The sequence below is a fragment of the Bradyrhizobium sp. MI1.10 genome, from assembly GCF_055811035.1.
The window spans coordinates 1-23,523 of record NZ_JBVVPN010000012.1 but is presented as its reverse complement, the minus strand read 5'-3'; the positions used below and the strand labels follow the sequence as shown (position 1 = coordinate 23,523).

The 23,523-nt window shown below is 64.1% G+C and carries 18 protein-coding genes and 1 pseudogene; 6 read left to right on the top strand and 13 right to left on the bottom strand.

The window, feature by feature from the left end; all coding sequences use genetic code 11:
• Nucleotides 1–4: 4 nt before the first annotated feature.
• Genes AC0L3K_RS14445 through AC0L3K_RS14435 form a run of 3 tightly spaced genes read right to left on the bottom strand, consistent with a single transcriptional unit; the run spans nucleotide 5 to nucleotide 4,573 of the window.
• Nucleotides 5–526 carry a PRC-barrel domain-containing protein gene (locus AC0L3K_RS14445; RefSeq protein ID WP_219682761.1) on the bottom strand — a complete coding sequence of 174 codons (522 nt, stop codon included), beginning with the start codon at nucleotides 524–526 and terminating at the stop codon, nucleotides 5–7.
• A gap of 22 nt (nucleotides 527–548) precedes the next feature.
• On the bottom strand, nucleotides 549–2,753 hold the full coding sequence (locus AC0L3K_RS14440; protein WP_473255058.1) for an amylo-alpha-1,6-glucosidase: 2,205 nt from the start codon (nucleotides 2,751–2,753) through the stop codon (nucleotides 549–551).
• Nucleotides 2,754–2,809: 56 nt separating this feature from the next.
• On the bottom strand, nucleotides 2,810–4,573 hold the full coding sequence (locus AC0L3K_RS14435) for an ABC transporter ATP-binding protein (protein ID WP_473255057.1): 1,764 nt from the start codon (nucleotides 4,571–4,573) through the stop codon (nucleotides 2,810–2,812).
• On the opposite strand from AC0L3K_RS14435, the gene AC0L3K_RS14430 reads away from it, so the two are divergent.
• Nucleotides 4,496–4,741: a hypothetical protein gene (locus AC0L3K_RS14430; protein WP_354127791.1), complete on the top strand. Its 246-nt coding sequence runs from the start codon at nucleotides 4,496–4,498 to the stop codon at nucleotides 4,739–4,741. The genes AC0L3K_RS14435 and AC0L3K_RS14430 overlap by 78 nt on opposite strands.
• 110 nt (nucleotides 4,742–4,851) lie before the next feature.
• Nucleotides 4,852–5,922, top strand: coding sequence for a glycosyltransferase family 4 protein (locus tag AC0L3K_RS14425; protein ID WP_007594036.1), 1,071 nt, complete (start codon nucleotides 4,852–4,854; stop codon nucleotides 5,920–5,922).
• A 133-nt stretch (nucleotides 5,923–6,055) separates the two neighbouring features.
• Here the strand turns inward: AC0L3K_RS14425 and AC0L3K_RS14420 are convergent, their stop codons facing one another.
• From AC0L3K_RS14420 to AC0L3K_RS14395, 6 genes and pseudogenes are all read right to left on the bottom strand, one after another.
• Complete coding sequence (locus AC0L3K_RS14420; protein ID WP_473255056.1) at nucleotides 6,056–7,990, bottom strand: alkyl/aryl-sulfatase; 1,935 nt, start codon at nucleotides 7,988–7,990, stop codon at nucleotides 6,056–6,058.
• A gap of 66 nt (nucleotides 7,991–8,056) precedes the next feature.
• Complete coding sequence (locus AC0L3K_RS14415) at nucleotides 8,057–9,223, bottom strand: diguanylate cyclase domain-containing protein (protein ID WP_473255055.1); 1,167 nt, start codon at nucleotides 9,221–9,223, stop codon at nucleotides 8,057–8,059.
• A 119-nt stretch (nucleotides 9,224–9,342) separates the two neighbouring features.
• A complete protein-coding gene (locus tag AC0L3K_RS14410; RefSeq protein ID WP_311985860.1) occupies nucleotides 9,343–10,635 on the bottom strand; it encodes a TRAP transporter large permease in 1,293 nt (430 codons plus the stop codon).
• Nucleotides 10,636–10,845: 210 nt separating this feature from the next.
• Nucleotides 10,846–11,319 (bottom strand): annotated as a pseudogene (locus AC0L3K_RS14405) (TRAP transporter small permease); the annotation flags it as partial.
• Nucleotides 11,320–11,470: 151 nt separating this feature from the next.
• A complete protein-coding gene (locus AC0L3K_RS14400) occupies nucleotides 11,471–12,484 on the bottom strand; it encodes a DctP family TRAP transporter solute-binding subunit (RefSeq protein WP_473255054.1) in 1,014 nt (337 codons plus the stop codon).
• Nucleotides 12,485–12,694: 210 nt separating this feature from the next.
• Nucleotides 12,695–13,465: a methyltransferase domain-containing protein gene (locus tag AC0L3K_RS14395; RefSeq protein ID WP_007594041.1), complete on the bottom strand. Its 771-nt coding sequence runs from the start codon at nucleotides 13,463–13,465 to the stop codon at nucleotides 12,695–12,697.
• 168 nt (nucleotides 13,466–13,633) lie between these two features.
• Between AC0L3K_RS14395 and AC0L3K_RS14390 the strand changes: the two genes are divergently transcribed.
• Nucleotides 13,634–14,377 (top strand): SDR family NAD(P)-dependent oxidoreductase, encoded by a 744-nt coding sequence (locus tag AC0L3K_RS14390; RefSeq protein WP_473366243.1) that lies wholly within the window; start codon nucleotides 13,634–13,636, stop codon nucleotides 14,375–14,377.
• A 40-nt stretch (nucleotides 14,378–14,417) separates the two neighbouring features.
• Here the strand turns inward: AC0L3K_RS14390 and AC0L3K_RS14385 are convergent, their stop codons facing one another.
• From AC0L3K_RS14385 to AC0L3K_RS14375, 3 genes are all read right to left on the bottom strand, one after another.
• Nucleotides 14,418–15,389: an ABC transporter substrate-binding protein gene (locus tag AC0L3K_RS14385; protein ID WP_219682770.1), complete on the bottom strand. Its 972-nt coding sequence runs from the start codon at nucleotides 15,387–15,389 to the stop codon at nucleotides 14,418–14,420.
• Between the two features lie 192 nt (nucleotides 15,390–15,581).
• Nucleotides 15,582–15,860, bottom strand: coding sequence for a hypothetical protein (locus tag AC0L3K_RS14380; protein ID WP_473366242.1), 279 nt, complete (start codon nucleotides 15,858–15,860; stop codon nucleotides 15,582–15,584).
• A gap of 367 nt (nucleotides 15,861–16,227) precedes the next feature.
• A complete protein-coding gene (locus AC0L3K_RS14375; RefSeq protein WP_473255051.1) occupies nucleotides 16,228–17,289 on the bottom strand; it encodes an isocitrate/isopropylmalate dehydrogenase family protein in 1,062 nt (353 codons plus the stop codon).
• 169 nt (nucleotides 17,290–17,458) lie between these two features.
• On the opposite strand from AC0L3K_RS14375, the gene AC0L3K_RS14370 reads away from it, so the two are divergent.
• Nucleotides 17,459–18,847: an MFS transporter gene (locus tag AC0L3K_RS14370; protein ID WP_473366241.1), complete on the top strand. Its 1,389-nt coding sequence runs from the start codon at nucleotides 17,459–17,461 to the stop codon at nucleotides 18,845–18,847.
• 4 nt (nucleotides 18,848–18,851) lie between these two features.
• Here AC0L3K_RS14370 and AC0L3K_RS14365 read toward each other — a convergent pair whose 3' ends face one another.
• Entirely contained in the window at nucleotides 18,852–20,471 is a 1,620-nt protein-coding gene (locus tag AC0L3K_RS14365; RefSeq protein WP_219682773.1) for a B12-binding domain-containing radical SAM protein, read from the bottom strand.
• Nucleotides 20,472–20,730: 259 nt separating this feature from the next.
• Here AC0L3K_RS14365 and AC0L3K_RS14360 point away from each other — a divergent pair, with 259 nt between their 5' ends.
• Together AC0L3K_RS14360 and AC0L3K_RS14355 are read left to right on the top strand one after the other, a co-directional pair.
• Entirely contained in the window at nucleotides 20,731–21,180 is a 450-nt protein-coding gene (locus AC0L3K_RS14360; RefSeq protein WP_007594050.1) for a (2Fe-2S)-binding protein, read from the top strand.
• Between the two features lie 11 nt (nucleotides 21,181–21,191).
• Nucleotides 21,192–23,378 carry a xanthine dehydrogenase family protein molybdopterin-binding subunit gene (locus AC0L3K_RS14355; RefSeq protein ID WP_473255050.1) on the top strand — a complete coding sequence of 729 codons (2,187 nt, stop codon included), beginning with the start codon at nucleotides 21,192–21,194 and terminating at the stop codon, nucleotides 23,376–23,378.
• Nucleotides 23,379–23,523: the final 145 nt, after the last annotated feature.

The window sequence follows — 23,523 nt, the reverse complement described above, 5'->3', positions numbered from 1 at the left end:
CGCCTCACTGAACAGCTTGCAGCGGCTGCAGGCTGCCGGACGCGCCGAGCACCACCATCGGCGTGTCCTCCTTGTATTCCGGCGCGGCTGCGACCTGTGCCTTGGTCAATTCCAGCGTGATGCTGTCCTTCTTGTTGACGATCTTGCCGAACCGCATCGCGTTCCAGTCCACCACGATCTTGCGGCTGCCGACGCCGAGGAAGCCGCCGAAATCGATCACGGCGGCGCGCACGTGCCCGCTCCGATCGACGATGACGTCGACGATGCGGCCCATGTCCTCGTTCGCCGCGCTGAGCACGTCACGGCCAAGCACACCGTGCGCATCGCTCGCGCCGATGATCGTGACCGACGGTGGTGGCGCGGCATTCTTGGGCGTGACGGGGACCGATGACGCCGGCGGCTGCGCCGTCGGCGGTGCATTCGCTTCAGTCGCGGGTGCGGGCGACTCCTCCGCGGCACGTGACACGGCGAGCGTCATCCCGCAGACGATCACGACGCCCAGGGCCAACCATCCGGCGGTACGCATGCACCCTCCTCCCGGCGCGCCGCTAGCGCGCCAGCACGATCGAGACCTGGATCTGGCCACGCGTGCGCAACACTTCCAGCGCCACGTCATCGCCATGGCGGCTGACGCGCAGGTCCACGCTGGACTCGCCCAGACGCAGATCGCGCAAAATCACCTCGTGCAGAAACGCCGGCAGATGCGGATTGCGCAGCCGGATCTCGCCGCGGTCCACGTCGAACTCGATGCCCAGCGCCGCCTCCAATAGCGTGAACGCCGTTGCGCTGGCCCAGGCCTGCGGCGCGCAGGCGACCGGATAGAGCGTCGGGCCGCGCCGCTTTTCGCGCCGGAAACCGCAGAACAATTCGGGCAAGCGGCGCAGGTCCATGTAAGTCGCGGCGTCGAACAATCCCTTGAAGACATGCGCGACCGAATGCTTGAGCCCGTAGCGCGCGAGCCCGAGCGCGATCAGCGCATTGTCGTGCGGCCAGATCGACCCGTCATGATAGGACATCGGGTTGTATCGCACCTCGCCGACAGCGACGGTGCGGATGCCCCAGCCCGAGAAGAAATGCGGCCGCATCAAATCGGCGGCGACGAGGCGCGCGCGGTCCTCGCGGATCATGCCGCTGAACAGGATCTGGCCGGCGTTCGAGGTCCGCACCTTGCAGGGCCGCTTCTTGCCGTCGAGCGCAAGCGCATAGGTGCCGAGCTCCTCGCACCAGAACGCGGTCTCGAAACGCTCGGCCAGCGCCTTGGCTTCGGCCTCGAGCTTCCTGGCGAGATCAGGCTTGCCGAGCCGGAGCGCGCAGCGCGCGGCGAGCCGCTTGGCGGCAAAGACGTAACCTTGCACTTCGGCCAGCGCGAGATTGCCTTCCGCAAGCTGGCCATCGGCATGGAAGATCGCGTCGTAGGAATCCTTCCAGCCCTGGTTGGCGAGGCCCTTTTCCGTGGCGCGCTGATATTCGACGAAGCCGTCCTTGTCGGGGTCACCGGGGCCGTCGATCCAGGCCAACCCCGCTTCGATGGCCGGCCACAGCTCGGTCAATGTCTTCTCGTCGCCGGTGCGTTCGAAATAGCTTCCTGCCAGCAGGACGAACAAGGCCGTGGAATCGACGCTGCCGTAATATTGCGCGAACGGTACCTCCCGCAGCGCCGCCATCTCGCCGCCGCGCATCTCGTGCAGGATCTTGCCCGGCGCGGCATCGGCGAGCGGATCGACCGCCTTGGCCTGGAAATGGGCGAGCCGCCGCAGCACGCCCTTGGCGATCCGCGGATCGACCCACAGCATCTGCAACGCGGTGATCAGCCCGTCACGGCCGAACGTCGTCGAGTACCAGGGAATCCCCGCATAGGGATAGCGGCCTTGCGGCGTCTCCGTCATCAGCATGTTGAGGTCGGCCATGGCCTGGCACAGCACCTCGTTGAAGATGTTGTTGGAGGTCTCGATGCTGGCGGCGCCCATCGTCGATCGGCGCATCTCGCGGCGGTGGGCGAGCAGGCTTCTGAAAAAGCGCGCCGGCTTCTCCGCGACCGGCCGGTTGCAGGATACGGCCACGAACAGGGATTTCGACTCATGCGGGTCGAGTTCGAGCTGCCAGGTCGCGGCGTTCACCGACAACTTGGTCGGGCGCGGATCGAAATGCAGGCCCGTGGTGCGCTCGGCGTCATCAAGACCGCGGTAGTCGAACAGCACGTCGGTCGGTGCCAACAGCCGGCTCGAGCCGATGCCGCGGCGCGGGCGCCGCTCGCCGCGGACTTCGAACAGATCGGCGAAGTCGTTATCGAACAGCAGCGTCAGCGCGAAGCCGGCCGGGCGGTCGCCGTGGTTCTGCACGCCGATGCGCTGATAGGCGGTGCCGCGCCACAGGAAGATCGTGCGCACGATGTGCAGCAGGTCCTTTTGCAGCACGAGGCTGCCCTGCCGGTAGATGTCCGGATTGGTGAGATCGACGGTCAGGGCTGAATTGTCGTCGCGCAGGTTCGAGCCCAGCAGCAGCGGCTGGAGATCGTCGAGCACGAGCTCGAGCCTCGCAAGGTAGCGCGTGTCGTGGTGGAACAGGCCATCGGGCCCGCCAGCCGAAGCGCCGATGTCGCCATGGCTGTCGAGCACGATAAAGGTGTCGTCGTGCTTGAGCGAACGCCGCGGCCGCGCCGACGGTCCCGTCATCGGAATATAGAAAGGCTGCTCCGCGACCTGGTCCACGGTCCGCGTCACGGAGACGAATTGGGTAACGGCTTCAGCCGACATCAGCAGCTCCCCTGCGCTTGTTTCGACACGCAACCGACTCGAACGCGACTGTTGGTTTACGCGGCGGCTTGGGCGAGCCGGCTCATTTCCTGCGTGACCAGCTCACGATAGGGACCGTGGCCCTGCATCAGACGCTCGGGCGACCCGTCCTCGATGATCTTACCACCCCTCAACACGACCACGCGATCGAAATTGCGCAGGGTCGCGAGGCGGTGGGCGATCGCGATGACGGTGCGGCCGCGCATCAGCCGCGACAACGCCTCACGGATCGCCTCCTCGGATTCGCTGTCGAGCGCGGCGGTCGCCTCGTCCAGCAGCAGGATCGGCGCGTCCTTCAGGAAGGCGCGCGCGATCGCGATGCGCTGGCGCTGACCGCCGGACATCTTGACACCGCGGTCGCCGACCATGGTGTCGAGACCGCCAGACAGGCTTTCGACGAAATCGCAGCGCGCCGCAATCGCGGCACGCAGCACCTCGTCGTCGGTCGCGTTCGGGCGGCCATAGCGGATGTTCTCGCGAATCGAGCGGTGGAACAGCGAGATGTCCTGCGGCACGACGGAGATCGCCTCGCGCAGACTCTGCTGCGTCACCTTGGAAATGTCCTGGCCGTCGATGGTGATGCTGCCCTCGTCGGTATCGTAGAAGCGCTGGAGCAGCGTGAACAGCGTCGACTTGCCGCCGCCGGACTGGCCGACCAGGCCGACGCGCTGGCCGGGTTGCAGGCGCAGGCTGAAGCGCTCGAAGATCTTTTCGCCGCCGGGATAGCCGAAGGTGACATTGTTGAACGCGATCGCGGCGCCGCTCTTCACCAGCGGCTCGGCCTCGGGGTGGTCGCGTAATTCATGCGGCACCAGCAGCGTGGCGATCGCCTCGGTCAGCCGCGCAACGTGCTGGGTGACGTCGACCAGCGCCACCGCGAGATCGCGCGTCGCGTTCAGAATGGAGAGACCGAGGGTGCAGACCAGCACGACGTCGCCCGTGGTCGCCCGGCCATCCTGCCAGAGCATGATCGCCCAGGCCATCAGGGCAATCGTGAGCACGACAGTGACGCCGGCATGGATAAGCCGCAGCTTCTCCAGATAGCGCAGGCTGCGGCCGCGCGCGGTGAGCTCCCGGTTCACAGTCGCGTCGAACCGCTCATGCTCGTGCCCGATGCCGCAGAAGGCGCGCACCAGCGGCATGTTGCTGATGACGTCGATCATCTCGCCGTCGACGACAGCGGCCTTGTCGGCGAAGTCGTCATGCAGCGGCTTTCCCGCGGCAGCGAGACGGAACATCGCAAGCACCATCCCGCCGGCAATCACCATCAGGCCGAGTGCCATGTAAGGGCTGACGGTTCCAATCAGCGCGATGGCCGCAACCGTCGCGATGCACGGCGGCAACACATTCCAGACGAACATGTTTTCGACCGTGAACACCGCATTCGACGTCGCCGTGATGCGGCTCGTCAGCATGCCGGGCATGCGGTCGGAGAAGTAGCTCGGCGCGTGGCCGGTCAGATGACGAAATATGTCGCGACGTAAATCACCCGTGACACGGACGAAGGTGAAGCTGGCCGTCCAGCTCGCGATCCGCCAAAGGAAATTGTCGGCGGCGATCAGCGCCATGAGGAAAATGAATGCCAGCCATACGTTCCCACCATGCGAAGCGCCGGCCGACAGACTGTCGACGAGGGATTTGACGCCGTACTGCGTGCCTACGGAGCAGGCAACGGCCGCCACCACAGCCGTCAGGATCACAAGATGCGACGCGAGCCGACGCCGAAGATAGCGCAAAACAAAGGCAAACGGCCGGTGCGCATACCCAGAAAGATGATCCATGTGACTATTGACCCCGTCGTGATGATTCAAACTTTTGTTGTTAGCCGACTGAACATCGACCACTTCGCCTCGGTTCCCGGGCACACTCATCACGACATGCGGATGCGGGCGTTCTGCGAAGATGTGATGGCAGCATCGCGACGGGCATCCGACGTGTCGAATAAGTAACGTTCGGAAGGAGGAACTTCGCAAGTGCGGGAACGTTCCCTTGACTGGCGTGCCGGTGCTGAACAGGCGGGGGCTTTCTACAATCATGATCGCACAGAGGAGATGGTGAGATGCGCATCGCGCAGGTAGCTCCGTTGACGGAGGCTGTTCCACCCAAGCTGTATGGCGGCACCGAGCGGGTGGTGCATTGGTTGACGGAAGAGCTGGTGGCCCTTGGGCACGATGTGACGCTGTTCGCGAGCGGCGACTCGCAAACCTCGGCAAAGCTGGATGCGCTGTGGCCGCGGGCGCTCCGCCTCGACGGTTCCGTGCGCGATCCCAATGCGCTGCACATGGTGATGCTGGAGCGGGTGCGGCAGAAATGTGACGACGAGGAGTTCGACTTCCTCCACTTCCATCTCGATTATTATCCGTGGTCGCTGTTCTACCGGCAGCCGACGCCGTTCCTGACCACGCTGCACGGCCGGCTCGACCTGCCGGAGCATCAGCCGGTCTTCAACACCTTCTCGAAGGTCCCCGTCATCTCGATCTCGAACGCGCAGCGCCGGCCGGTGCCGCAGGCCAATTGGGTGAGGACGATCCACCACGGCCTGCCCGAGAACCTGCTGACGCCGAAGCCGGCGAAACAGGAATACCTCGCCGTGCTCGGCCGCATCGCGCCGGAAAAGGGCGTCGACCGCGCCATCAAGATCGCGACGCATTGCGGCATTCCGCTCAAGATCGCCGCCAAGGTCGATCGTGCTGACCAGGATTACTATGACGAGCTGATCCGGCCGATGATCGAGAACAATCCGCTGGTGGAATTCATCGGCGAGATCAGCGATCACGAGAAGTCGGACTTTTTGAGCGGCGCGCTCGGCCTCTTGTTGCCGATCGACTGGCCGGAGCCGTTCGGCCTGGTGATGATCGAAGCCATGGCCTGCGGAACGCCGGTCATCGCCTTCAACCGCGGCTCGGTGCCGGAGATCATCGACGAGGGCCTCACCGGCTTCGTCGTCGAGGACGTCCTCAGCGCAGCCGGCGTCGTCGGTCGCCTGTCGCAACTCGACCGCTCCGTCATCCGCAAGCAATTCGAGACGCGCTTCACGGCGCGGCGGATGGCGCTGGATTATCTCGCGGCTTATCGGAGCCTTGGCGAGGAACAGGCGCCGCGGATCAAGCTGGTGAGCAGCGCGGAGTAGCCGCTGTCATGCCCCGCGCTGGCGGGGCATCCAGTACGCCGCGGCAGCAGTTTGCTCACGCAACTCCCGCCGCGGAGTACTGGATCGTCCGGTCAAGCCGGACGATGACAGTGGGAACGCGGTGACGGCTGCCCTACCTCACCACCGCCCGCTTCGGCTCGACGATCTCGAACATGCGCGGGAATTCGTCCATCAGGCCCATCAGCTCGGCCAGGCGCATCGGGTTGCCGGCGAATTTGACCTTGCCGGCGGTCACGGCCTCCGGGAAGCTGGTCAGTTTTGCGATCACCTCATCGAGCGTCGACCGCGCGAGCGTGAAGCTGGCATCGGCATTGTCCGCCTGCATGCCCTCCGTGTAGGTGAGCGCGCAGTTCTCCAGATTGAGCACGAAGGTCTCGCCGGTGTCGGAGAAGCTCCAGTTCAGCACGATGTGCTTTCCTTCCGCCTTGGGTCCGTTGAGGCGGATGCCGAGCACGTCCCAGAGCTGTGAGGTACGCAGCGCCGCCAGCGTCTCGCGCGGCATCGGCGGGCGTGCCGGCACCTTCGGCATGCCCTGGCGCAATTCCTGCGCGCCGAACAGATAGGCATTGCGCCAGGTCGCGCTTTCAGCGGCATAGCCGAGCTGCTCCAACGTATCCGCCAGCAACGCACGCGCAGCCTGATTGTCCGGCTCGGCAAAGACGAGATGGCCGAGCGCCTGCGCCACGAAGCGGAATTCGCCCTTGTCGAAATCGACACGCGCCCGCGCGAGGATGGCGTCGGCGCCGCCCATGTACTCGACATATTTCTTGCCCGACTCCACCGGGGGCAGCGGATCGAGATTGACCGGATTGGCGTCGTACCAGCCCAGGTATTTTTGATAGATCGCCTTCACATTATGCCGGATGTGGCCGTAATAGCCGCGGCCGTGCCAGGCGCCCTCGAGGCTGTTGGGCAGCTGGATCGTTTCGGCGATCTCGGCCGCGGTGAGGCCGTGGTTCATCAGGCGGATGGTCTGGTCATGCGCGAACTTATAGAGGTCGCGCTGCTGGCGGATCATCGTGCCGATGCGTTCGTGTCCCCACACCGGCCAGTGATGCTGGCCGCACATCGCCTCCGCCTTGCCATCCCAGAGCTGCAAGGCCTCGCCCAGATATTTCGACCAGGCCAGCGCGTCGCGCACGTCGGCGCCGCGGAACGGCAGCAGATTGTGGAAATTGTGGGTGCAGTTCTCGGCCAGGTTCAACAGCTTGTAGCGCGGGATGAAGAAATGCATCTCCGCCGGCGCTTCGCTGTTCGGCGCCATCTGGAATTCGAATTCGACACCGTCGATCACGCGACGGTCGCCGGTCGCCATGATCAGATTGGTCGGCCGCAGCAGCGCCACCGAACCTGCCGCCATCGACTTGCCGAGGCCGCAATCGACCTGCCCGCGCACGCCCTTGGCGAGGAGCGGCCCGAACTGGTATTGCGCCCGGCGCAGCATCGCAGGTCCTGCGATGATGTTCTCGGAGACGGCATGCTCCATGAACAAGTTCGGCGCGATGATCGGCACGCGGCCGGTCGCGAGTGCATCCTCCTCGAGCACGCCGCGCGCGCCGCCCCAATGGTCGGTGTGGGTGTGGGTGAAGATCACGGCCGCGACCGGTCGCTGGCCGCGATGCTTGTAGTAGAGATCGAGCGCGGCGCGCGCGCCCTCGATCGAGGTCAGGGTGTCGACGACGATGACGCCGCTGTCGCCTTCGATCAGCGTCATGTTGGCGATGTCGAGCCCGCGCACCTGGTAGATTCCGGGCACGACCTCGAACAGGCCGTGTTGCATGTTGAGCCGCGACTGCCGCCACAGGCTCGGATTGACCGTGGCTGGCGCCTCTTCAGTCGACAGGAAGCCGTAAGGCTCGAGGCTCCAGACCGTCCGCCCTTGCGGATTGGTGATCTCCGCGTTCTCGATCGTGCCGAGGAAGCCGCGCGCGGCGTCGTCGAAATCCCGCGTGTCGGAGAACGGCAGCGCGTTCAGCATCGCTGTTTGCTGCGCGATGACGGATGGCGTTGCGCCCTTCGGCGTGTCGCTGGCTTCGATGCTGCTCATAATGCCCTCCCGGCTCGTCTCTTGGGAGGCATCTAACCGCATCTCGATTGCGGTTCCAACAAGTCCTTACGCAGCCAAACCTCCGGCCACCGGCTTACCGGAGGCGCGCATGTCCGCCGTCCGCAGCTCCCGCGCCAGCACGTAGCCGCCGCCGTCCTGCTTGGCGCGGTACATCGCCCGGTCGGAGCGCGACAACAGCCCCTCCACCGTGCGCCCATCCTGCGGCGCGACAGCAACGCCGACGCTGACGCCGAGCCCGATCACCTGCCCGTCGACATCATAGGGCGCGCTGAGCGATTGCACGATCCGCCGTGCCATCGCTTCCGCATCGGTCGCCGCGCGCTGCACCAGGATGAACTCGTCGCCGCCCATCCGGACCACGAGATCATGAGCTGCGGCAAGCGCCTTGAGCCGCCCGGCCACCTGCTTGAGCAGCGCGTCGCCGACTGGATGGCCGAACCGGTCATTGGCCTCCTTGAAGCGGTCGAGATCGAGCGCGTGGACGGCGATCATGCTGGAATTTCCGTCCGCCAGCATTCGCGGCAGATCCTCCGCCAGCACCGAGCGGTTAAAGACGCCGGTCATCGAGTCCGAGCGCGCGAGCCGCTCGAACTGTCGCTTGAGCGTGATCTGGCTGATCGAGGCATTGAAGCTCAGCCGCACCATCTCGAAGCTGGCGGCCACATACATCAGGATGAGGAGCCCGAGCCCGACATGGCGCAGATCGGGCTGCATGAACGTCACGATCGCGGCGGGCGCGGCGATCGCGACCAGATCGAGCAGTGCTGCGACCGGGCGCAGTGCCAGCCGCGCCACCACGCCGGCACCGAAGCCGAAACCGATGCCGACCGCCATCACGCAGCAGAGCGCGTCGCCGAGCACGATGCTGCGCGCGGCAAACACGCCCAGTACCAAGGCGGTGATGACGGTGCCGGCAATGTACCGCCGTTCCCAGCGCGCGGCCTCGGCCCGATCCAGCCGCGACGGCTGCGTGAGGCGACGGCGGAACGCAGCGATTTCGGACAGACGGATCATGGCCACGACGACACCGGCGACCGTAAGGGCTGCAGTGACCGCGTCACCGGTCTCGTAGGTTGTGATCGCGCCGACCATCACCTGGCAGACGGCGGCGAGAATAGTAGGGATCGTCGTGCCGTGCAGGCCCGTGATCACTTCCATGTAGACGGCATCGGAAATCGACGCCCGTCCGGATTCCATTCTATTGAACAACATGCCAGCCTCATCCGCTCGCATGGTCCTACCGCACATCTGTAAAAATGTGTGCATCGCACAGCGGTGGCATTTGAACGAGCGGATTTACCGCGCGTTAGCCATGCATCGCCTGAGCTCGGCTACATGCCGAGCAGCCTCGGCAGCCACAGCGACAGACCGGGCCAGTATGTCACGACCACCAGGAATCCCAGCATTGTCAGCAGCCATGGCCACACCGCAACCGTGAGCTCGGTGATGCCCATCTTGGCGATGCCTGAGGCGACGTAGAGATTGAGGCCGACCGGCGGATGGCACAGCCCGACTTCCATGTTGACCGTCATCAGGATGCCGAAATGGATCGGATCGATGCCGAGCTTGATCGCAACCGGAAACAGGATCGGCGCCATGATCAGGATGATCGAGGACGGCTCCATCACGTTGCCGGCCAATAGCAGCAGGAGATTGACGACGAGCAGGAAGCCGATCCAGCCGAGGCCCTGGTCGATCATCCATTGCGCAAGCGCTTGCGGCACGTTCTCGTAAGTCATCAGGAACGAGAACAAGACGGCGTTGGTGATGATGTAGAGCAGCATCGCCGAAAGATTCGCCGATGACAGCAGCACCCGCGGCACGTCTCGCAGCTTCAAATCCTTGTAGATGAACACTGCGACGATGAAGGCGTACACCGCGCTGACGGCGGCAGCTTCGGTCGGTGTGAACAGGCCGCTGTAGATGCCGCCGATCACGATCACGATCAGCAGGATACCCCAGATCGACTTGCGGAGCGCATCGAAGCGCTCGTAGAGGGTTGCTTTCGGCATCCTCGGATAGTCGTTACGCCAGGCTCGATAGAACGTCGTGGCGCCGAGCAGCATGGCGAGCACCATTCCCGGCACAATGCCGGCGATGAACAGCTTGCCGACGGAGGTGTTGGTGGAGACGGCGAAAAGAACCATCGGAATCGATGGGGGAATGAGAATTCCCAATGAGCCCGAGGTCGTGATCACGCCCGCCCCGAACCTCTTCGGGAATCCCTGCGCGACCATCGCGGGCAGGATCACCGATCCGATCGCCACCACGGTGGCCGGCGACGAGCCGGAAATCGCGGCGAACAGCGCGCAGGCGACCACGCCCGAGAGCGCAAGGCCGCCATACCAATGGCCGACCAGCGACGTCGCGAACGTGATCATCCGGCGCGCCACGCCGCCATGGGTCAGGAAGTTGCCGGCAAGGATGAAGAACGGGATCGCCATGATCTCGAAGCTCTCGATGCCGGTGAACAGCTTCAGCGCCACCGATTCCGTTCGCACGTCGGTCAGCGTGAACATGAAGCTGAGCACGGTCAGACCGAGCGCGATCGAGATCGGCATGCCCGTGAGCATCAACGACAGCAGAAGGCCGAAAACCACGGCGACACGGAGGCCCTGCGGCAGCGTGATCACGTGCGCCGAATGGGCGAAGCACACGGCGACGATCAGGACCGGCAACAACATCAGGACCCAGCCGAGCGGGCTGCGTTCGTCGCGGACGACCTGACTGCGCGTGACCGGGGCCGGATGGACCGGGTCTATTTCGACGCCCTCGACGCCGGCCATGTCGTGATGCGGCAGCTCGCCGGTGTGATAGAACGACCAGGCGACCTGCAGGAAGCGGAAGCACATCAGCCCGGAGCCGAGCGGGATGGTGAGATACACCAGCCACATCGGCGCTTCGAGGTCGTTGGATTGCTGGCCGGTCTGCCACATCTGGCCGACGAACGCGGCCCCGAAATAGCACACGATGGCCGTGAAAAGGGCGCCGCACATCAGGCCGAACGTGATGACGCGGCGGCGCGATCCGCCGGGAAGGACATTGACCAGGACGTCGACGCCGACATGGATGCCGGTGCGCACCCCGTAGGCCGCACCGAACTTCGCCATCCAGATGAACATGTAGATGCAGAGTTCCTGCGCCCAGGACAAATCGAGAGCGGCAAGCCAGACGAACGCGGCTCGCGCGGGGACGGCCAGCAAGGCCAGGTTGCGCGCCTCCGCCCATTTGGCGATGTCGATCGACAGCCCGGCGCCATATCGGTGCAGCACGGCAACGAAGATGAGCAATGTCGCGGCCGCGATCATCGTCGCGATCAGCCATTCCTCGAGATGATCGAGCACACGATTCAATGCACGCAGCAACTTGGTCCCCTCAGCTTGGCTCATCATTCAAGAGCAACGGCCGGGAGTGCGATCACCCCCGACCGTTCATGGTTGTTCTTATAGCGCGCCGGCGTCAGTTCATCTTGACGTCGAGTTCCTTGGCGAGGAGATCGAGCACCTCCTGCCCGACCCGCCCCTTCGCCCATTTGTAGGTCGGCTGCATCGCTTCCTGCCACGCCTTGCGATCGGCGTCAGTCAGATAATGCAGCGTGGTCTTGCCCGTCTTCTTGATCTCGGCCAGCGCATCCTCGTTTTCCTGGCGCGCGATCGAGTTGGTGTAGTCGGTCGCCTCGTTCATCGCCTTCTCGAGCTGGGCGCGGATATCGGGCGGCAGGCCGGACCAGAATTTCGAATTGACGATCACAGCATATTGCAGGTGCGCGTGATAGGACACGGTGATGTCCTTCTGCACCTCGTAGAATTTCTGCGTCAGGTAATTGGAGGCGGTGTTCTCGCAGCCGTCGACCACGCCTGTCTGCAAAGCCTGGTAGACTTCGGAAAACGCCATGATCTGGGGGATCGAGCCCATGATCCGGAGATATTGGTCGGCGACCTTCGATCCGGAGATGCGGAATTTGAGACCCTGGAAATCGGTCGGCTTCATCAGGGCACGGTTGGCGGAGAGCATGTGGAAGCCGTTGTCCCAATACGCGAGCCCGGTAATGCCCTTGGTCTCGAGCTTATCGAACAGCCACTTGCCGATCGTGCCCTTCATCGCGTTGGAATAGGTTTGATCGTCCTTGAACAACCATGGCAGGTCGAGCGCCTCGAACTCCTTGATACCGAGCGGGGCGAACTTCGCGGTCGAGGGCGCGAGCATGTGCACCGAGCCGAGCTGCAGCGCCTCGATCTCCTCCTTGTCCTTGTACAGCGTGGAGTTCGGGTAGATTTCGACCTTGACCTTGCCGTCGGTGTACTTCTCCGCGAGTTCCTTAAACTTCAGGGCGCCCTTGCCCTTAGGAGTGTCGTTGGCAACGACGTGGCTGAATTTGATGACGATCGGGCTCTGGGCCTGGGCCAAGACCGGAGACAAGACGGGACTCACGAGAACAGCTGCGGCGGCGACCGCAAGAAGCAGCTTGCGCATGAACGAACCTCCCAACAACCTCTAAAACCGGGTCTTTTTTGTTTTCCGATTTCAGTACTGACAGCAATCCGCCACCCGAACAACTAGACCTAAGCCCAATTTGCCGCAGCCACGCTACCTTCAAACTATCTTGGCGGCTGCTGAATGCGCAACCCGGCACCTGCTGCTGTTCCCGGAAGCGAGCGCTTATGTCGCATTGCGGCAGTGCGATCAGCCGTTGCGCTGGGCGACCATGAACAGACGTCGGAACGGAAACAGCGTCTGTCCCGCGGCGTTCTTCGGATAGGCTTTCGCGACCCGCATCCCATAGGCGGCTTCGAACGCTGCCTTCTCGTCGCCCTGCAGGATGTCGAGATAGCGCGTCAGCCAAGTCCCCTTGGTCCACTCTTTCACGGGATTCTCGCCTTCCAGCACCTGCAGATATTCGGTCTCCCAGATGTCGATATTGGCCGACATCGGAGCAAGAAGACCGTGATAATAGGCCGGCGCTTCGACCGGCGGCGGCGTGACGAGATGCTCGACCTTGGACCGCCAGGGACCGTTCAGCGCCGTCTCGCCAATCAGCACATGCGAGGGCGCCAGAAAGTTGCGCGGCATCTGCACAGCGAGCATTCCGCCGGGCGTCACTTTCTCCATGATCGACGGAAACAGGGCCGCATGATTGGGCAGCCAGTGCAGCGCGGCATTGGAATAGACCACGTCATATTGCTTCGTCGGGCGCCAATGGCCGAGATCCTCGTGCGACCATTCCACGTCCGGCGCCGCCTTGCGGCCGGCGGCAACCATCTCGGCTGATCCCTCGACACCGGTCACCGTCGCGTCCGGCCAACGCTCCTTGATCAGCCTGGTGACGTTGCCGGCGCCGGCACCGAGATCGGCAACCGCACGCGGGCCAGAATCCGGAATCCGCATCAAGAGGTCGACGGCGGGCCGGAGGCGGTGCCCGGAGAATTTCAGATATTGCTGCGGATCCCAGACCATCGCTCGGCGCCTTTTCTTTTTCGTGTTTCCTTCAACGCGGCTCTTGGTTACCACTGCTCGTCCCGGTCGGGCAAATCAGGCTGACGGGACAGGGCAGGAAACGAACAGAAAAACGAACAGCCAAACGAACAGCGACAAGCAGAAAAGCAAACAAGAGGGCGTGTCACCATGGATCTCGGGCTCAAATCGAAAACCGCCGTCGTCACCGGAGCGAGCGTCGGCATCGGCCGCGCCATCGCCAAGGGCTTGGCTGCCGAAGGCGTGCGCGTCGTCGGCGTGGCACGGCGAACCGATCTGCTCGCCGAGTTGGTGACGGAAGTCGGTTCCGGTCTGATCACGCCATTCGAGCAGGACGTGATGGCCAAGGACGCGGCGGAGAGGATTTCGGCCTTCGCCGTGAGCGAGCTCGGCCATGTCGACATCCTCATCAACAATGCCGGCGGCAGCCGCCCCCTCCCCGTCGATGCGCCCGACAGCCAATGGGACGAAGCGATCGCGCTGAATTTCACCAACTACCGCCGCATCGCGCATGCGCTGCTGCCGCAGATGATCGAACGCAAATGGGGCCGCATCGTCAACATCACCGGCAAGTCCGAGCCGGAAGGGCTCAACGCCGCGTTCGCCGCCAAAGCCGCCGTGCACGCCTGGGCCAAGGGCCTGTCGCGCGAGATCGGCGAGCACGGCATCACCATCAACTGCATCCCGCCCGGCCGCATCATGAGCGAACAGATCCGCCGCAACTACGCGCCCGATTATCGCGAGCGGTTCGCGGAGGAGGAGATTCCTGTCGGCTATTGGGGCGAGCCGGAAGACCTTGCGGCGTTGGCGGTGTTTCTGGCGTCCCCTGTAGCGCGGTACATCACGGGCACGGTGATCCCGGTGGATGGGGGGCTGAGGAGATATCAGTTCTAGAGCGAATTGGCTCGCCCGCTTGCCGAAGAGGCCGCCGCTGTTATTCGATCACGTCGTCCGCGCGCACCAGCAACGACGGAGGTATCTCCACGCCGAGTGCCTTTGCGGTCTTGTGGTTGATGACGGTCTTGAACTGCGTCGGCTGCTCGATGGGAATCTCGGCGGGGTTGGCACCCTTCAATATCTTGTCGACGAAAACAGCGGCGTGGCGGAACATTGCGGTGAAGTCCACACCGTATCCCATCAGGGCCGCCCCCCGGGCGGCGACAATGGGTGCGGCAACCGATGGCACCCGGCACTTGTCCACAATCGCGGCCACCATGGACGTGTTGGTGACAAACGCGTTTGCGTCCGTGATCACGAGGCCGTCCATCGGGTTAGAGCCGACGAGTGACAGCGCGCTTTCGAGATCGCCGGGAACGTCGACCTCGATAGGTAGTAGCTCCATCTTCAATGCCTGCGCCGCGTTCCTCATGGTGCTCATTGTAGCGTTGTTCAGTGGATTTCCTCGCTGCATGAGCACCCCCACGCGTCTGGTCGAGGGAGCCAAGCCTGCGAGAATCTCCAGGCGCTTTGCAGCCAGTTCTGTGAGGAAAAAGGTTTGCCCCGTGATGTTGCCGCCAGGATGAGCCATGCTGGCTGCAAGGCCTATGGTCACCAGATCGGGGCCCACGATCATTACGGTCGGAATTTTTGCCGTCGCGTTATGAGCGGCAAGAATCCCGGGGAATGTGGCTGTGACGAGAACGTCAATATCAAGAGCGACAAGTTCATTCGCAAGCGCCGGCAGCCTGGCGTCGTCGCCACCGGCGTCGCGATATTCGACATGAATGTTCGCGCCGTTAACCCAACCGAGATCGCTGAGCCCCTTGAGGAATGAGTCTACTTCCAAATTCCGCGGTGGGGGGAGGAGAAGGCCAATTCGGGGCATTCGCTTCACTTGCTGTGCTCGCGCTGCCAGAGGCAACGCAGACGCCACACCAACCAGAGTCAGGAATTCTCGTCGTTTCATTACCAATCCGATCTCATACACCCCGGCTGAGAACAGCCATTGTTCTACGTTGGTCCAAGCTGCACTGATGACCGGGTCAGGTCAAAGGCGGCAGTCTGCACCGGAGGCGATGACTTCTGCTCTAGCCAGACTCCGGACCTGCCGATGCCGTATGCCAAGCGACGATAAGGGCCATAAGCGGAAGTGATCACATTAAACGGGGAAGCGCCATTTCAATGCGCGCCGCACGAACAAGAGCGCTGCTACCACGATCACCAGGACGACAAGATAGGCGGCAACAGCCCACCGCTCGTGTGGCAGGTAACCCGGAGCCAACATAAGCACCACTAGAACGCAAAGGAGCGCCGTTTGTGCGTAGAACAGCGGCGAGCGCAGCATTCCCGTCGGTTTCAGTTCCGCAAGCCGGTCGCCAGCACGCGTCGCGCGACGGTAAACAAACACTAAGACTGCGAAGGCAACAATCCAGGCCATACAACCCAGCTAGCAGTTCAGAATTTATGATACCTCAACGTGCGGTGGAAAAGGCAACATATCCAGCCTAACGTCTGCAACGGGTCCAAAAGGTGAATGCCGGAGCTGCCCGCGTAGATCTGCTTCAGCACAGGAGCGGGCATCGCTCCTTCACGGGAAGCACACATGGTCTTTTGCGGACCGGTGCAATCCTGGCATCCTGCCAGTGTTTTGCCCGACAGGTCAACGTCATGGCCGCGGTGAATGTCGTCGCTGCGCGGTTCGGAAATCCCTTATTAATCAAGGGGCCGTCTACTGTGCATGGGGTTGTTTTCGCGTTTTTTGTTTTGAGCCTTTAAAAAAAACACGCAGGACCCGCAGGACCACCTCACTCCGCCTGCAAGATCTCTGCGATCGCGGCCCCCGCCGCGATGGTGCCGAGCTTGCCGCCGACATCGCGCGTTGCCCTGCCTTCGCCGATCGCTTTTGCCACCGCCACCTCGATCGCACGAGCGGCTTCCTCGTACCGTACCGCGCCGCTGTTCTCGCCGTGCCAGGCCAGCAGCAGGGCCGTCGACAGGACCAGCGAGACCGGATTTGCGACGTCCTGGCCTGCAATGTCAGGCGCCGAACCGTGCGCGGCCTGCGCCATGGCGTGGCTGTGACCGACATTGAGCGAGCCGCCGAGGCCGAGGCTGCCGGAAAGCTCTGCGGTGAGATCGGACAGGATGTCGCCGAACATGTTGGTGGCGACGATGACGTCGAAGCGGTCGGAGTTGCGTACAACATGCGCCATCATGGCGTCGACGAGGATGTCGTCGACGGCGAGGCCGGGATAGGCATTCGCCGCCTCGCGGCAGATGTCGAGGAACATGCCGTCGCCGAGCTTGAGCACATTGGCCTTGTGCACGATGGTGAGATGCTTGCGCCGCTTCATCGCCAGCCGGCACGCCGCATGCGCGATGCGTTCGCAGCAATGGCGCGTGATCCGGCGCAGCGAGATCACGACATCCGATGTGACCAGCATCTCGCCATTGCCCTGCTCCATGTTGCGGTCGGCGTAAAACCCTTCCGTGTTCTCGCGCACCACGACAAGGTCGAAATCACCGACCCGGCCGGACAGCCCCGCATAGGTGCGTGCGGGCCGGACATTGGCGTAGAGGTCGAGGTTCTTGCGGAAATACCGCGACGGGTTGATCTCGCCATGGGCCTCGTCCTTGAAGTCGAAAGTCGCGGTCGGCCCGAGGATCAGCCCGTCGGCGGCACGGACGATGTCGAGCAGCTCGGGGCGCACCGTCGTACCGAATTGTTTGAGGCTCGCATGGCCAACTGCGTGCTCCTCCAGCCGCAGATTGAGCTGGAAGCGCTCGGAGGCGGCACGCAACACGCCTGATGTCGCGGTCGTGATCTCGGGCCCGATGCCGTCACCGGGCAAAACGACGATGTGCATGGCGCTCCCCTGACATTGCAGCAGCTCATGCGATCATACGCCGGCGCCAGGAATCATCGCCCAGCCTTCGCGCATACACTGCATGCAAGCATATGCCTGTGGAAGGCGGCCGCGCCGTAGTACATGCCAAGTCCCCTGGAGCCGGCCGCCGGAGCAACGCGCTAACGCAATGACAATCACGTTACCCGCCGCCGCGCGCAAGCCCGACCACACCATTTCCGACGGCCTTCCGCCCGCACAGCGGCGCTGGGCCATTGCCGCGATCTTCACCGCGCTGGCCATGGCCTCGCTCGACACCGCGATCGCGAACATCGCGCTGCCCGCCATTGCCGGCGACCTGCATGTCAGCCCTGAGCAATCGGTCTGGGTGGTCAACGTCTACCAGATCGCGCTGGTGGCGACGCTGCTGCCGTTGGGAGCACTCGGCGAGATCGTCGGGCACCAGCGCATCTATCTCGGCGGCCTGATCCTGTTCACCATCGCCTCGCTGTTCTGCGCGGTGGCCTGGTCGCTGGAGAGCCTGCTGGTTGCGCGCACGCTGCAAGGGTTAGGTGCGAGCGGCATCATGAGCGTCAACACGGCGCTGGTGCGCTTCGTCTATCCCGGCCGGATGCTCGGCCGCGGCTTCGGCCACAACGCGCTGGTGGTCGCGACCGCCTTCACCTTCGGTCCCTCGATCGCCTCCGCCATCCTCGCGCTCGGCCCGTGGCCATGGCTGTTCGCCGTCAACATCCCGTTCGGCCTCGTCGCGATCGGCATCGGCTTTGCGATGCTGCCGAAAACGCCGCGCGCCGATCACGGCTTTGACTTCCTCGGCGCGATCCTGGCGTCGGCCTGTCTCGGGTTGTTCATCACGGGCATCGGCAGTGCTGCGCACAATCTGTCATCAGTGGTCGTGGGCATCGAGCTGCTCACGGCCCTGGTGCTCGGCTTCATCCTGACGCGCCGCCATGCCGACCATCCCGCGCCGATGCTGCCGATCGATCTGTTCAGTCGGCCGATGTTCGCGCTGTCGGCGGCGACCGCGGTATGCTCGTTCGCGGTGCAGGGCCTCGCCTTTGTCTCGCTGCCGTTCTATTTCGAGGACGTGCTGGGGCGTTCGCAGGTCGAGACCGGCTTCTTCATGACGCCGTGGCCGCTGGTGGTCGGCATCATGGCGCCGATCGCGGGGCGCCTCTCCGACCGGCACGCGGTCGGACTGCTCGGCGGCATTGGGCTCGTGATGCTCGGCCTCGGCATGGCGCTGCTGGCGATGCTGCCGGCCAATCCTGCGATCCCCGACATCATCTGGCGGATGGTGATCTGCGGCATGGGGTTCGGCTTCTTCCAGGCGCCGAACATGAAGGCGGTGATGTCGAGCGCGCCGCCACATCGCAGCGGCAGCGCCTCCGGCATCGTCGCCACCGCGCGCCTGACCGGGCAGACGACGGGGGCCGCGCTCGCCGCAGCCTGCTTCTCGCTGGCCGGTCACGACGGCGCAGTCGTGGCATTGGCACTTGGCGCCGGCTTCGCCGCGCTCGGCAGCGTGATGAGCTTTTTGCGGCTGGCGGTGAAGTAGACCGTCAGGCCAGATGCCGGGCCGCCGTTACCTCGACAGTCGCCACCGGAACGACCGTTTCCTCGTCGAGCGCAGCGAGGCGCTCATCGATGGCAGCGATGACCTTGCGCGAGAACGGCCCGAGATGCGCATAGGCCGCGATCATCTGCACGGCGATCCGCGCCGATGAGGTGTCGCGCTTGGCGCAGTTCATGAAGGTCTGCCACAGCGGCCCGCGCGCCTCGGGAAGGGCTGTGACCACCTTGTGCACCGTTTCCATCGCCCCGAGCCCGGCGCGGATATCGCCCTCGGCGAGCTCTTGGCGCTGCCTGGACCGGTCGAGCAGCGTCATCAGGCGATCAACGCGCCTTGCATAGGCCTCTGGGCTGTAGATGTGCTCCAGCACGCGCTTGTAGTCCGTCAGGATGTCGCGCAACGGGCGCACCGGATCGAAGTTGATCCCGGCGGTACACTGATCGGCGCCGATGGTCGGCGCCAAATCGTGGCCGGGGTGCAGCCGGCCTTCGCGCTCGAGGCGGCGCGTCAGCTGCGTGTTCGGCAAGGCATAGAGCAGGCCGACCATGCTGACCGGGATCGCCGCCTCTTCGATGAAGTCGATCATGGCATCCGCCATCGAGAGCTTCTCATTGTCGAAGCCGACGATGAAACCCGCGGTGACGAGCATGCCTGCGGCGTAGATCTTGTGGATGCTCTCGGCGATGTTGCGCCGCGTGTTCTGCTTCTTCCGCATCGCGACCAGCGTCGCCGGATCCGGACTTTCGATGCCGACGAAGATGGCGAAGAAATTCGCCTGACCCATCAGCTCCAACAGCTCGGGATCGTCGGCCAGATTGACCGAGGCCTCAGTCGACAATTCGAAGGGATAGCCGTGAGCACGCTGCCATTCGGCGAGCTGGGGCAGGAACAGCCGCAGCGACTTCTTGTTGCCGATGAAATTGTCGTCGACGAAGTCGAGATGGCCGCGGTAGCCCATGGCGTAGAGCCTGTCGAGCTCGTTCAGCATTTGCTCATTCGTCTTGGTTCGCGGCACCCGGCCATAGAGCTCGATGATATCGCAGAACTCGCAGGTGAACGGGCAGCCGCGGGAATACTGCACACCGAGATAAAGGTAGTCCTCGAACTTCAGCAGGTCGAAGCGCGGCACCGGCGTCTTGGTGACGTCGGCCTGGAATTTTGGCGCGATGAAGACGCCGGAGCGGGCGCCACTGTCCCAGGCCGCGACGAATTCGTGGAGAACGCTCTCGGCCTCTCCGAGCACCTGGAAGTCGGCCCTCTCATAGATATGGGGGCTTGAGGTGGGATCGGGACCGCCGACGACCACCGGCTTGCCCGCGGCACGGCAAATTTCGATCAGGCGCAGCGTGTCGGCCTGCTGCGGCATCATTCCGCCCGTGAAGACGACGTCGGCCCAGGAAAGATCCTCGTCGCTGAAGGCTTCCGTGTTGCAATCGATCAGCCGGACCGTCCAGTGCTCGGGCAACATCGCGGCAACGGTGATCAGCCCCAAAGGGGCCGCAGGGCGCTTCACGCCCAACACTTTGCAAGATTCGCCAAAGCTCCAGAAGGACTCTGCCGAGAACAGCGGATAGAGCATCAGGACTTTGCAAGGCTGCGGTACGTTCATGGAACCTCTTTTTGGCTGATTCCACTGTAGCAGAGCATTGTCGACTTGCACCCCGGCAAAAGAGACAAACTGTCGCTCCGGTTCCAAGGGCGTCTGCGCACGGAAGCCGGTAGACGTCGCCCCAAGCCGTGCCGCGGGCCGCCCAGGGAGCAAATCTCTGGCGGCTACCCCCCGGACTGTTGATTTGAACGTTTCCAATTTGCCGGACACATTGCGCCCCTGAGTCCAATCGGTGGATTGGGCCAATCAGGGGACTGCGATGGCAAACCTAACAATCAACGGAAAAACCTTCACGCTCGACGTCGAGCCGGATACACCCCTGCTCTGGGCGATCCGCGAGAATGCCGGCCTGACCGGCACGAAATATGGCTGCGGCATTGCACAATGCGGCGCCTGCACCGTTCACATCGACGGCGTCGCCACCCGCTCCTGCGGCGTTTCGGTCGGCGAGGCCGCAGGCAAGAAGATCACGACCATCGAAGGGCTCGCCTCCGGCAACGCACTGCACAAGGTGCAGGAAGCCTGGATTGCCCAGGACGTGCCGCAATGCGGCTATTGCCAGAGCGGCATGATCATGGCGGTGGCGGCGCTGCTGAGCGAGAAGCCGAAGCCGACCGACGCCGACATCGACGAGGCCATCACCAATATCTGCCGCTGCGGCACCTTCCAGCAGGTGCGCGAAGCGATCCACACGATCGCAAGCGCGTAAGGAGCCGCCACATGAACAAGCATGTCTCTCCCAGCATGAACCGCCGTGCCTTCGTCATCGGCACCGCCGCGGTCGGCGCAGGTCTCGCAATCGGCCTCGATATCCCCTTCGGCGGCCCCGCCGTGGTCCGCGCGGCCGACGGCTCCCCCGAGATCGGCGCCTGGGTCGTGGTCAGGCCCGACGACACCGTCGTCATCCGCATCGCCCGCTCCGAAATGGGCCAGGGCTCGCTCACCGGCCTTGCCCAGCTCGTCGCCGAGGAACTTGAATGCGACTGGTCGAAGGTCTCGACCGAATATCCGACACCGGGCCAGAGCGTCGCCCGCAAGCGCGTCTGGGGCGATTTCTCGACCGGCGGCAGCCGCGGCATTCGCTCCTCGCAAGACTATGTCCGCAAGGGCGGCGCCACCGCACGCGTGATGCTGATCCAGGCCGCCGCCGAGGCGTGGAACGTGCCGGCGTCCGAATGCACGGCCGCCAACAGCGTCATCACCCACACGCCGTCCGGCAAGACCACGACCTACGGCAAGGTCGCCGAGGCCGCGGCCAAGCTGACGCCGCCGGCCGAGGTCAAGCTGAAGGACCCCAAGGACTGGAAGCTGATCGGCAAGGGCGTGAAGCGGCTGGACACCGCCGAGAAGACCACCGGCACCATGATCTACGGCATCGACGTCAAGCTGCCGGGCATGCTGAACGCCGCGATCAAGGATTGCCCGGTGTTCGGCGGCAAGCTGACGAGCTATGACGAAGCCAAGATCACCGACATGAAAGGCGTCAAGAAGGTCGTCAAGGTCGGCGACACCGCGGTCGCGGTTGTTGCCGATACCTGGTGGCAGGCCAAGACCGCGTTGGAGGCGCTGCCGATCGTCTGGGACGAGGGCGACAACGCCAAGGTCTCGAGCGAGTCGATTGCAAAGTGGTTGGCCGAGGGTCTCGCCAACGACCAGCCGGCCTATGTCGGCAACAAGAACGGCGACGCCAAGGCGGCGATTGCCGGTGCCGCCAAGAAGATCGAGGCCGTCTACAGCTATCCCTACCAGAACCATGCCACCATGGAGCCGATGAACGCCACGGCGCTCTACACGGCCGACAAGTGCGAGGTCTGGTGCGGCACGCAGAATGGCGAGGCGGCCTTCGCCGCCACGTTGGAAGCGTCGGGCCTGCCGGCGGAGAAGTGCGACGTGCACAAGGTGATGCCCGGCGGCGGCTTCGGCCGGCGCGGCCAGACCGACTATGTCCGTCAGGCCGTCTTGATCGCCAAGCAGATGCCGGGCACGCCGATCAAGCTGTTGTGGTCGCGCGAAGAGGACATGGCGCACGGCAGATATCACCCGATCACCCAGTGCAAGATGACCGGCGCGTTCGATGCCGACAACAATCTGGTTGCGCTGCACTACCGACTGTCCGGGCAATCGATCCTGTTCTCGCTCCGCCCCGAAGCGTTGCAGAACGGCATGGATCCGGCCGCATTCCAGGGCGTCGCCCAGTCCGGCGAAGCCGCGTTCGGTTACTCGGTGCCAAACCTCCTGGTCGAGCATGCGATGCGCAACCCGCACGTTCCGCCGGGCTTCTGGCGCGGCGTCAACGTCAATCACAACGCGATCTACATGGAATGCTTCATGGACGAACTGGCCCAGGCCGCAGGCCAGGACCCGCTCGAGTTTCGCCGCAAGCTGATGGGCAATCACCCCAAGCATCTGGCGGTGCTCAATGCCGTGGCCGAGAAGATCGGCTGGAGCACCCCGGCGCCGCAGGGCATCTATCGCGGCATCGCGCAGGTCATGGGCTATGGCAGCTATGTCGCCGGCGCCGCCGAAATCTCGGTGACCGACGGCAACAAGATCAAGGTGCATCGTATCGTCGCTTCCACCGATCCCGGCTACGTCGTCAATCCGGCCCAGGTGGAGCGGCAGATCGCGGGCTCCTTCGTCTATGGCCTCTCCGCGCTGTTCTACGGCGGCTGCACCGTCAAGGACGGCAAGATCGAGCAGACCAACTTCGACACCTACAATTCGATGCGCATCAACGAGATGCCGAAGGTCGAATCGGTGATGGTGCCGAGCGGCGGGTTCTGGGGCGGAGTCGGCGAGCCGACCATCGGCGTCGCAGCGCCAGCGGTGCTCAATGCGTACTTCGCGGCGACGGGCAAACGCATCCGTTCGGTGCCGTTGCGCGACCAGAACATCACCTTCGCCTGAGACACGCCGCGGGGGGGGGGGGGGCGGCCCCCGCGCCCCCGGGGGGGGCGCCCCCCGCCAACGCCCCGGGGGCCCCCCGCGGGGGGCCCCCGCCCCCCCCCCCCCCCCCCCCCCCCGCGCGCGCCCGCCGGCACCAGCCGGCGCG

Excerpts from the sequence above, each read along its gene's own strand:
- AC0L3K_RS14445 (WP_219682761.1), bottom strand. The coding sequence starts at position 526 with ATGCGTACCGCCGGATGGTTGGCCCTGGGCGTCGTGATCGTCTGCGGG.
- AC0L3K_RS14440 (WP_473255058.1), bottom strand. The coding sequence starts at position 2,753 with ATGTCGGCTGAAGCCGTTACCCAATTCGTCTCCGTGACGCGGACCGTG.
- AC0L3K_RS14430 (WP_354127791.1), top strand. The coding sequence starts at position 4,496 with ATGCGACGCGAGCCGACGCCGAAGATAGCGCAAAACAAAGGCAAACGG.
- AC0L3K_RS14435 (WP_473255057.1), bottom strand. The coding sequence starts at position 4,573 with ATGGATCATCTTTCTGGGTATGCGCACCGGCCGTTTGCCTTTGTTTTG.
- AC0L3K_RS14425 (WP_007594036.1), top strand. The coding sequence starts at position 4,852 with ATGCGCATCGCGCAGGTAGCTCCGTTGACGGAGGCTGTTCCACCCAAG.
- AC0L3K_RS14420 (WP_473255056.1), bottom strand. The coding sequence starts at position 7,990 with ATGAGCAGCATCGAAGCCAGCGACACGCCGAAGGGCGCAACGCCATCC.
- AC0L3K_RS14415 (WP_473255055.1), bottom strand. The coding sequence starts at position 9,223 with ATGTTGTTCAATAGAATGGAATCCGGACGGGCGTCGATTTCCGATGCC.
- AC0L3K_RS14400 (WP_473255054.1), bottom strand. The coding sequence starts at position 12,484 with ATGCGCAAGCTGCTTCTTGCGGTCGCCGCCGCAGCTGTTCTCGTGAGT.
- AC0L3K_RS14395 (WP_007594041.1), bottom strand. The coding sequence starts at position 13,465 with ATGGTCTGGGATCCGCAGCAATATCTGAAATTCTCCGGGCACCGCCTC.
- AC0L3K_RS14390 (WP_473366243.1), top strand. The coding sequence starts at position 13,634 with ATGGATCTCGGGCTCAAATCGAAAACCGCCGTCGTCACCGGAGCGAGC.
- AC0L3K_RS14385 (WP_219682770.1), bottom strand. The coding sequence starts at position 15,389 with ATGAAACGACGAGAATTCCTGACTCTGGTTGGTGTGGCGTCTGCGTTG.
- AC0L3K_RS14380 (WP_473366242.1), bottom strand. The coding sequence starts at position 15,860 with ATGGCCTGGATTGTTGCCTTCGCAGTCTTAGTGTTTGTTTACCGTCGC.
- AC0L3K_RS14375 (WP_473255051.1), bottom strand. The coding sequence starts at position 17,289 with ATGCACATCGTCGTTTTGCCCGGTGACGGCATCGGGCCCGAGATCACG.
- AC0L3K_RS14370 (WP_473366241.1), top strand. The coding sequence starts at position 17,459 with ATGACAATCACGTTACCCGCCGCCGCGCGCAAGCCCGACCACACCATT.
- AC0L3K_RS14365 (WP_219682773.1), bottom strand. The coding sequence starts at position 20,471 with ATGAACGTACCGCAGCCTTGCAAAGTCCTGATGCTCTATCCGCTGTTC.
- AC0L3K_RS14360 (WP_007594050.1), top strand. The coding sequence starts at position 20,731 with ATGGCAAACCTAACAATCAACGGAAAAACCTTCACGCTCGACGTCGAG.
- AC0L3K_RS14355 (WP_473255050.1), top strand. The coding sequence starts at position 21,192 with ATGAACAAGCATGTCTCTCCCAGCATGAACCGCCGTGCCTTCGTCATC.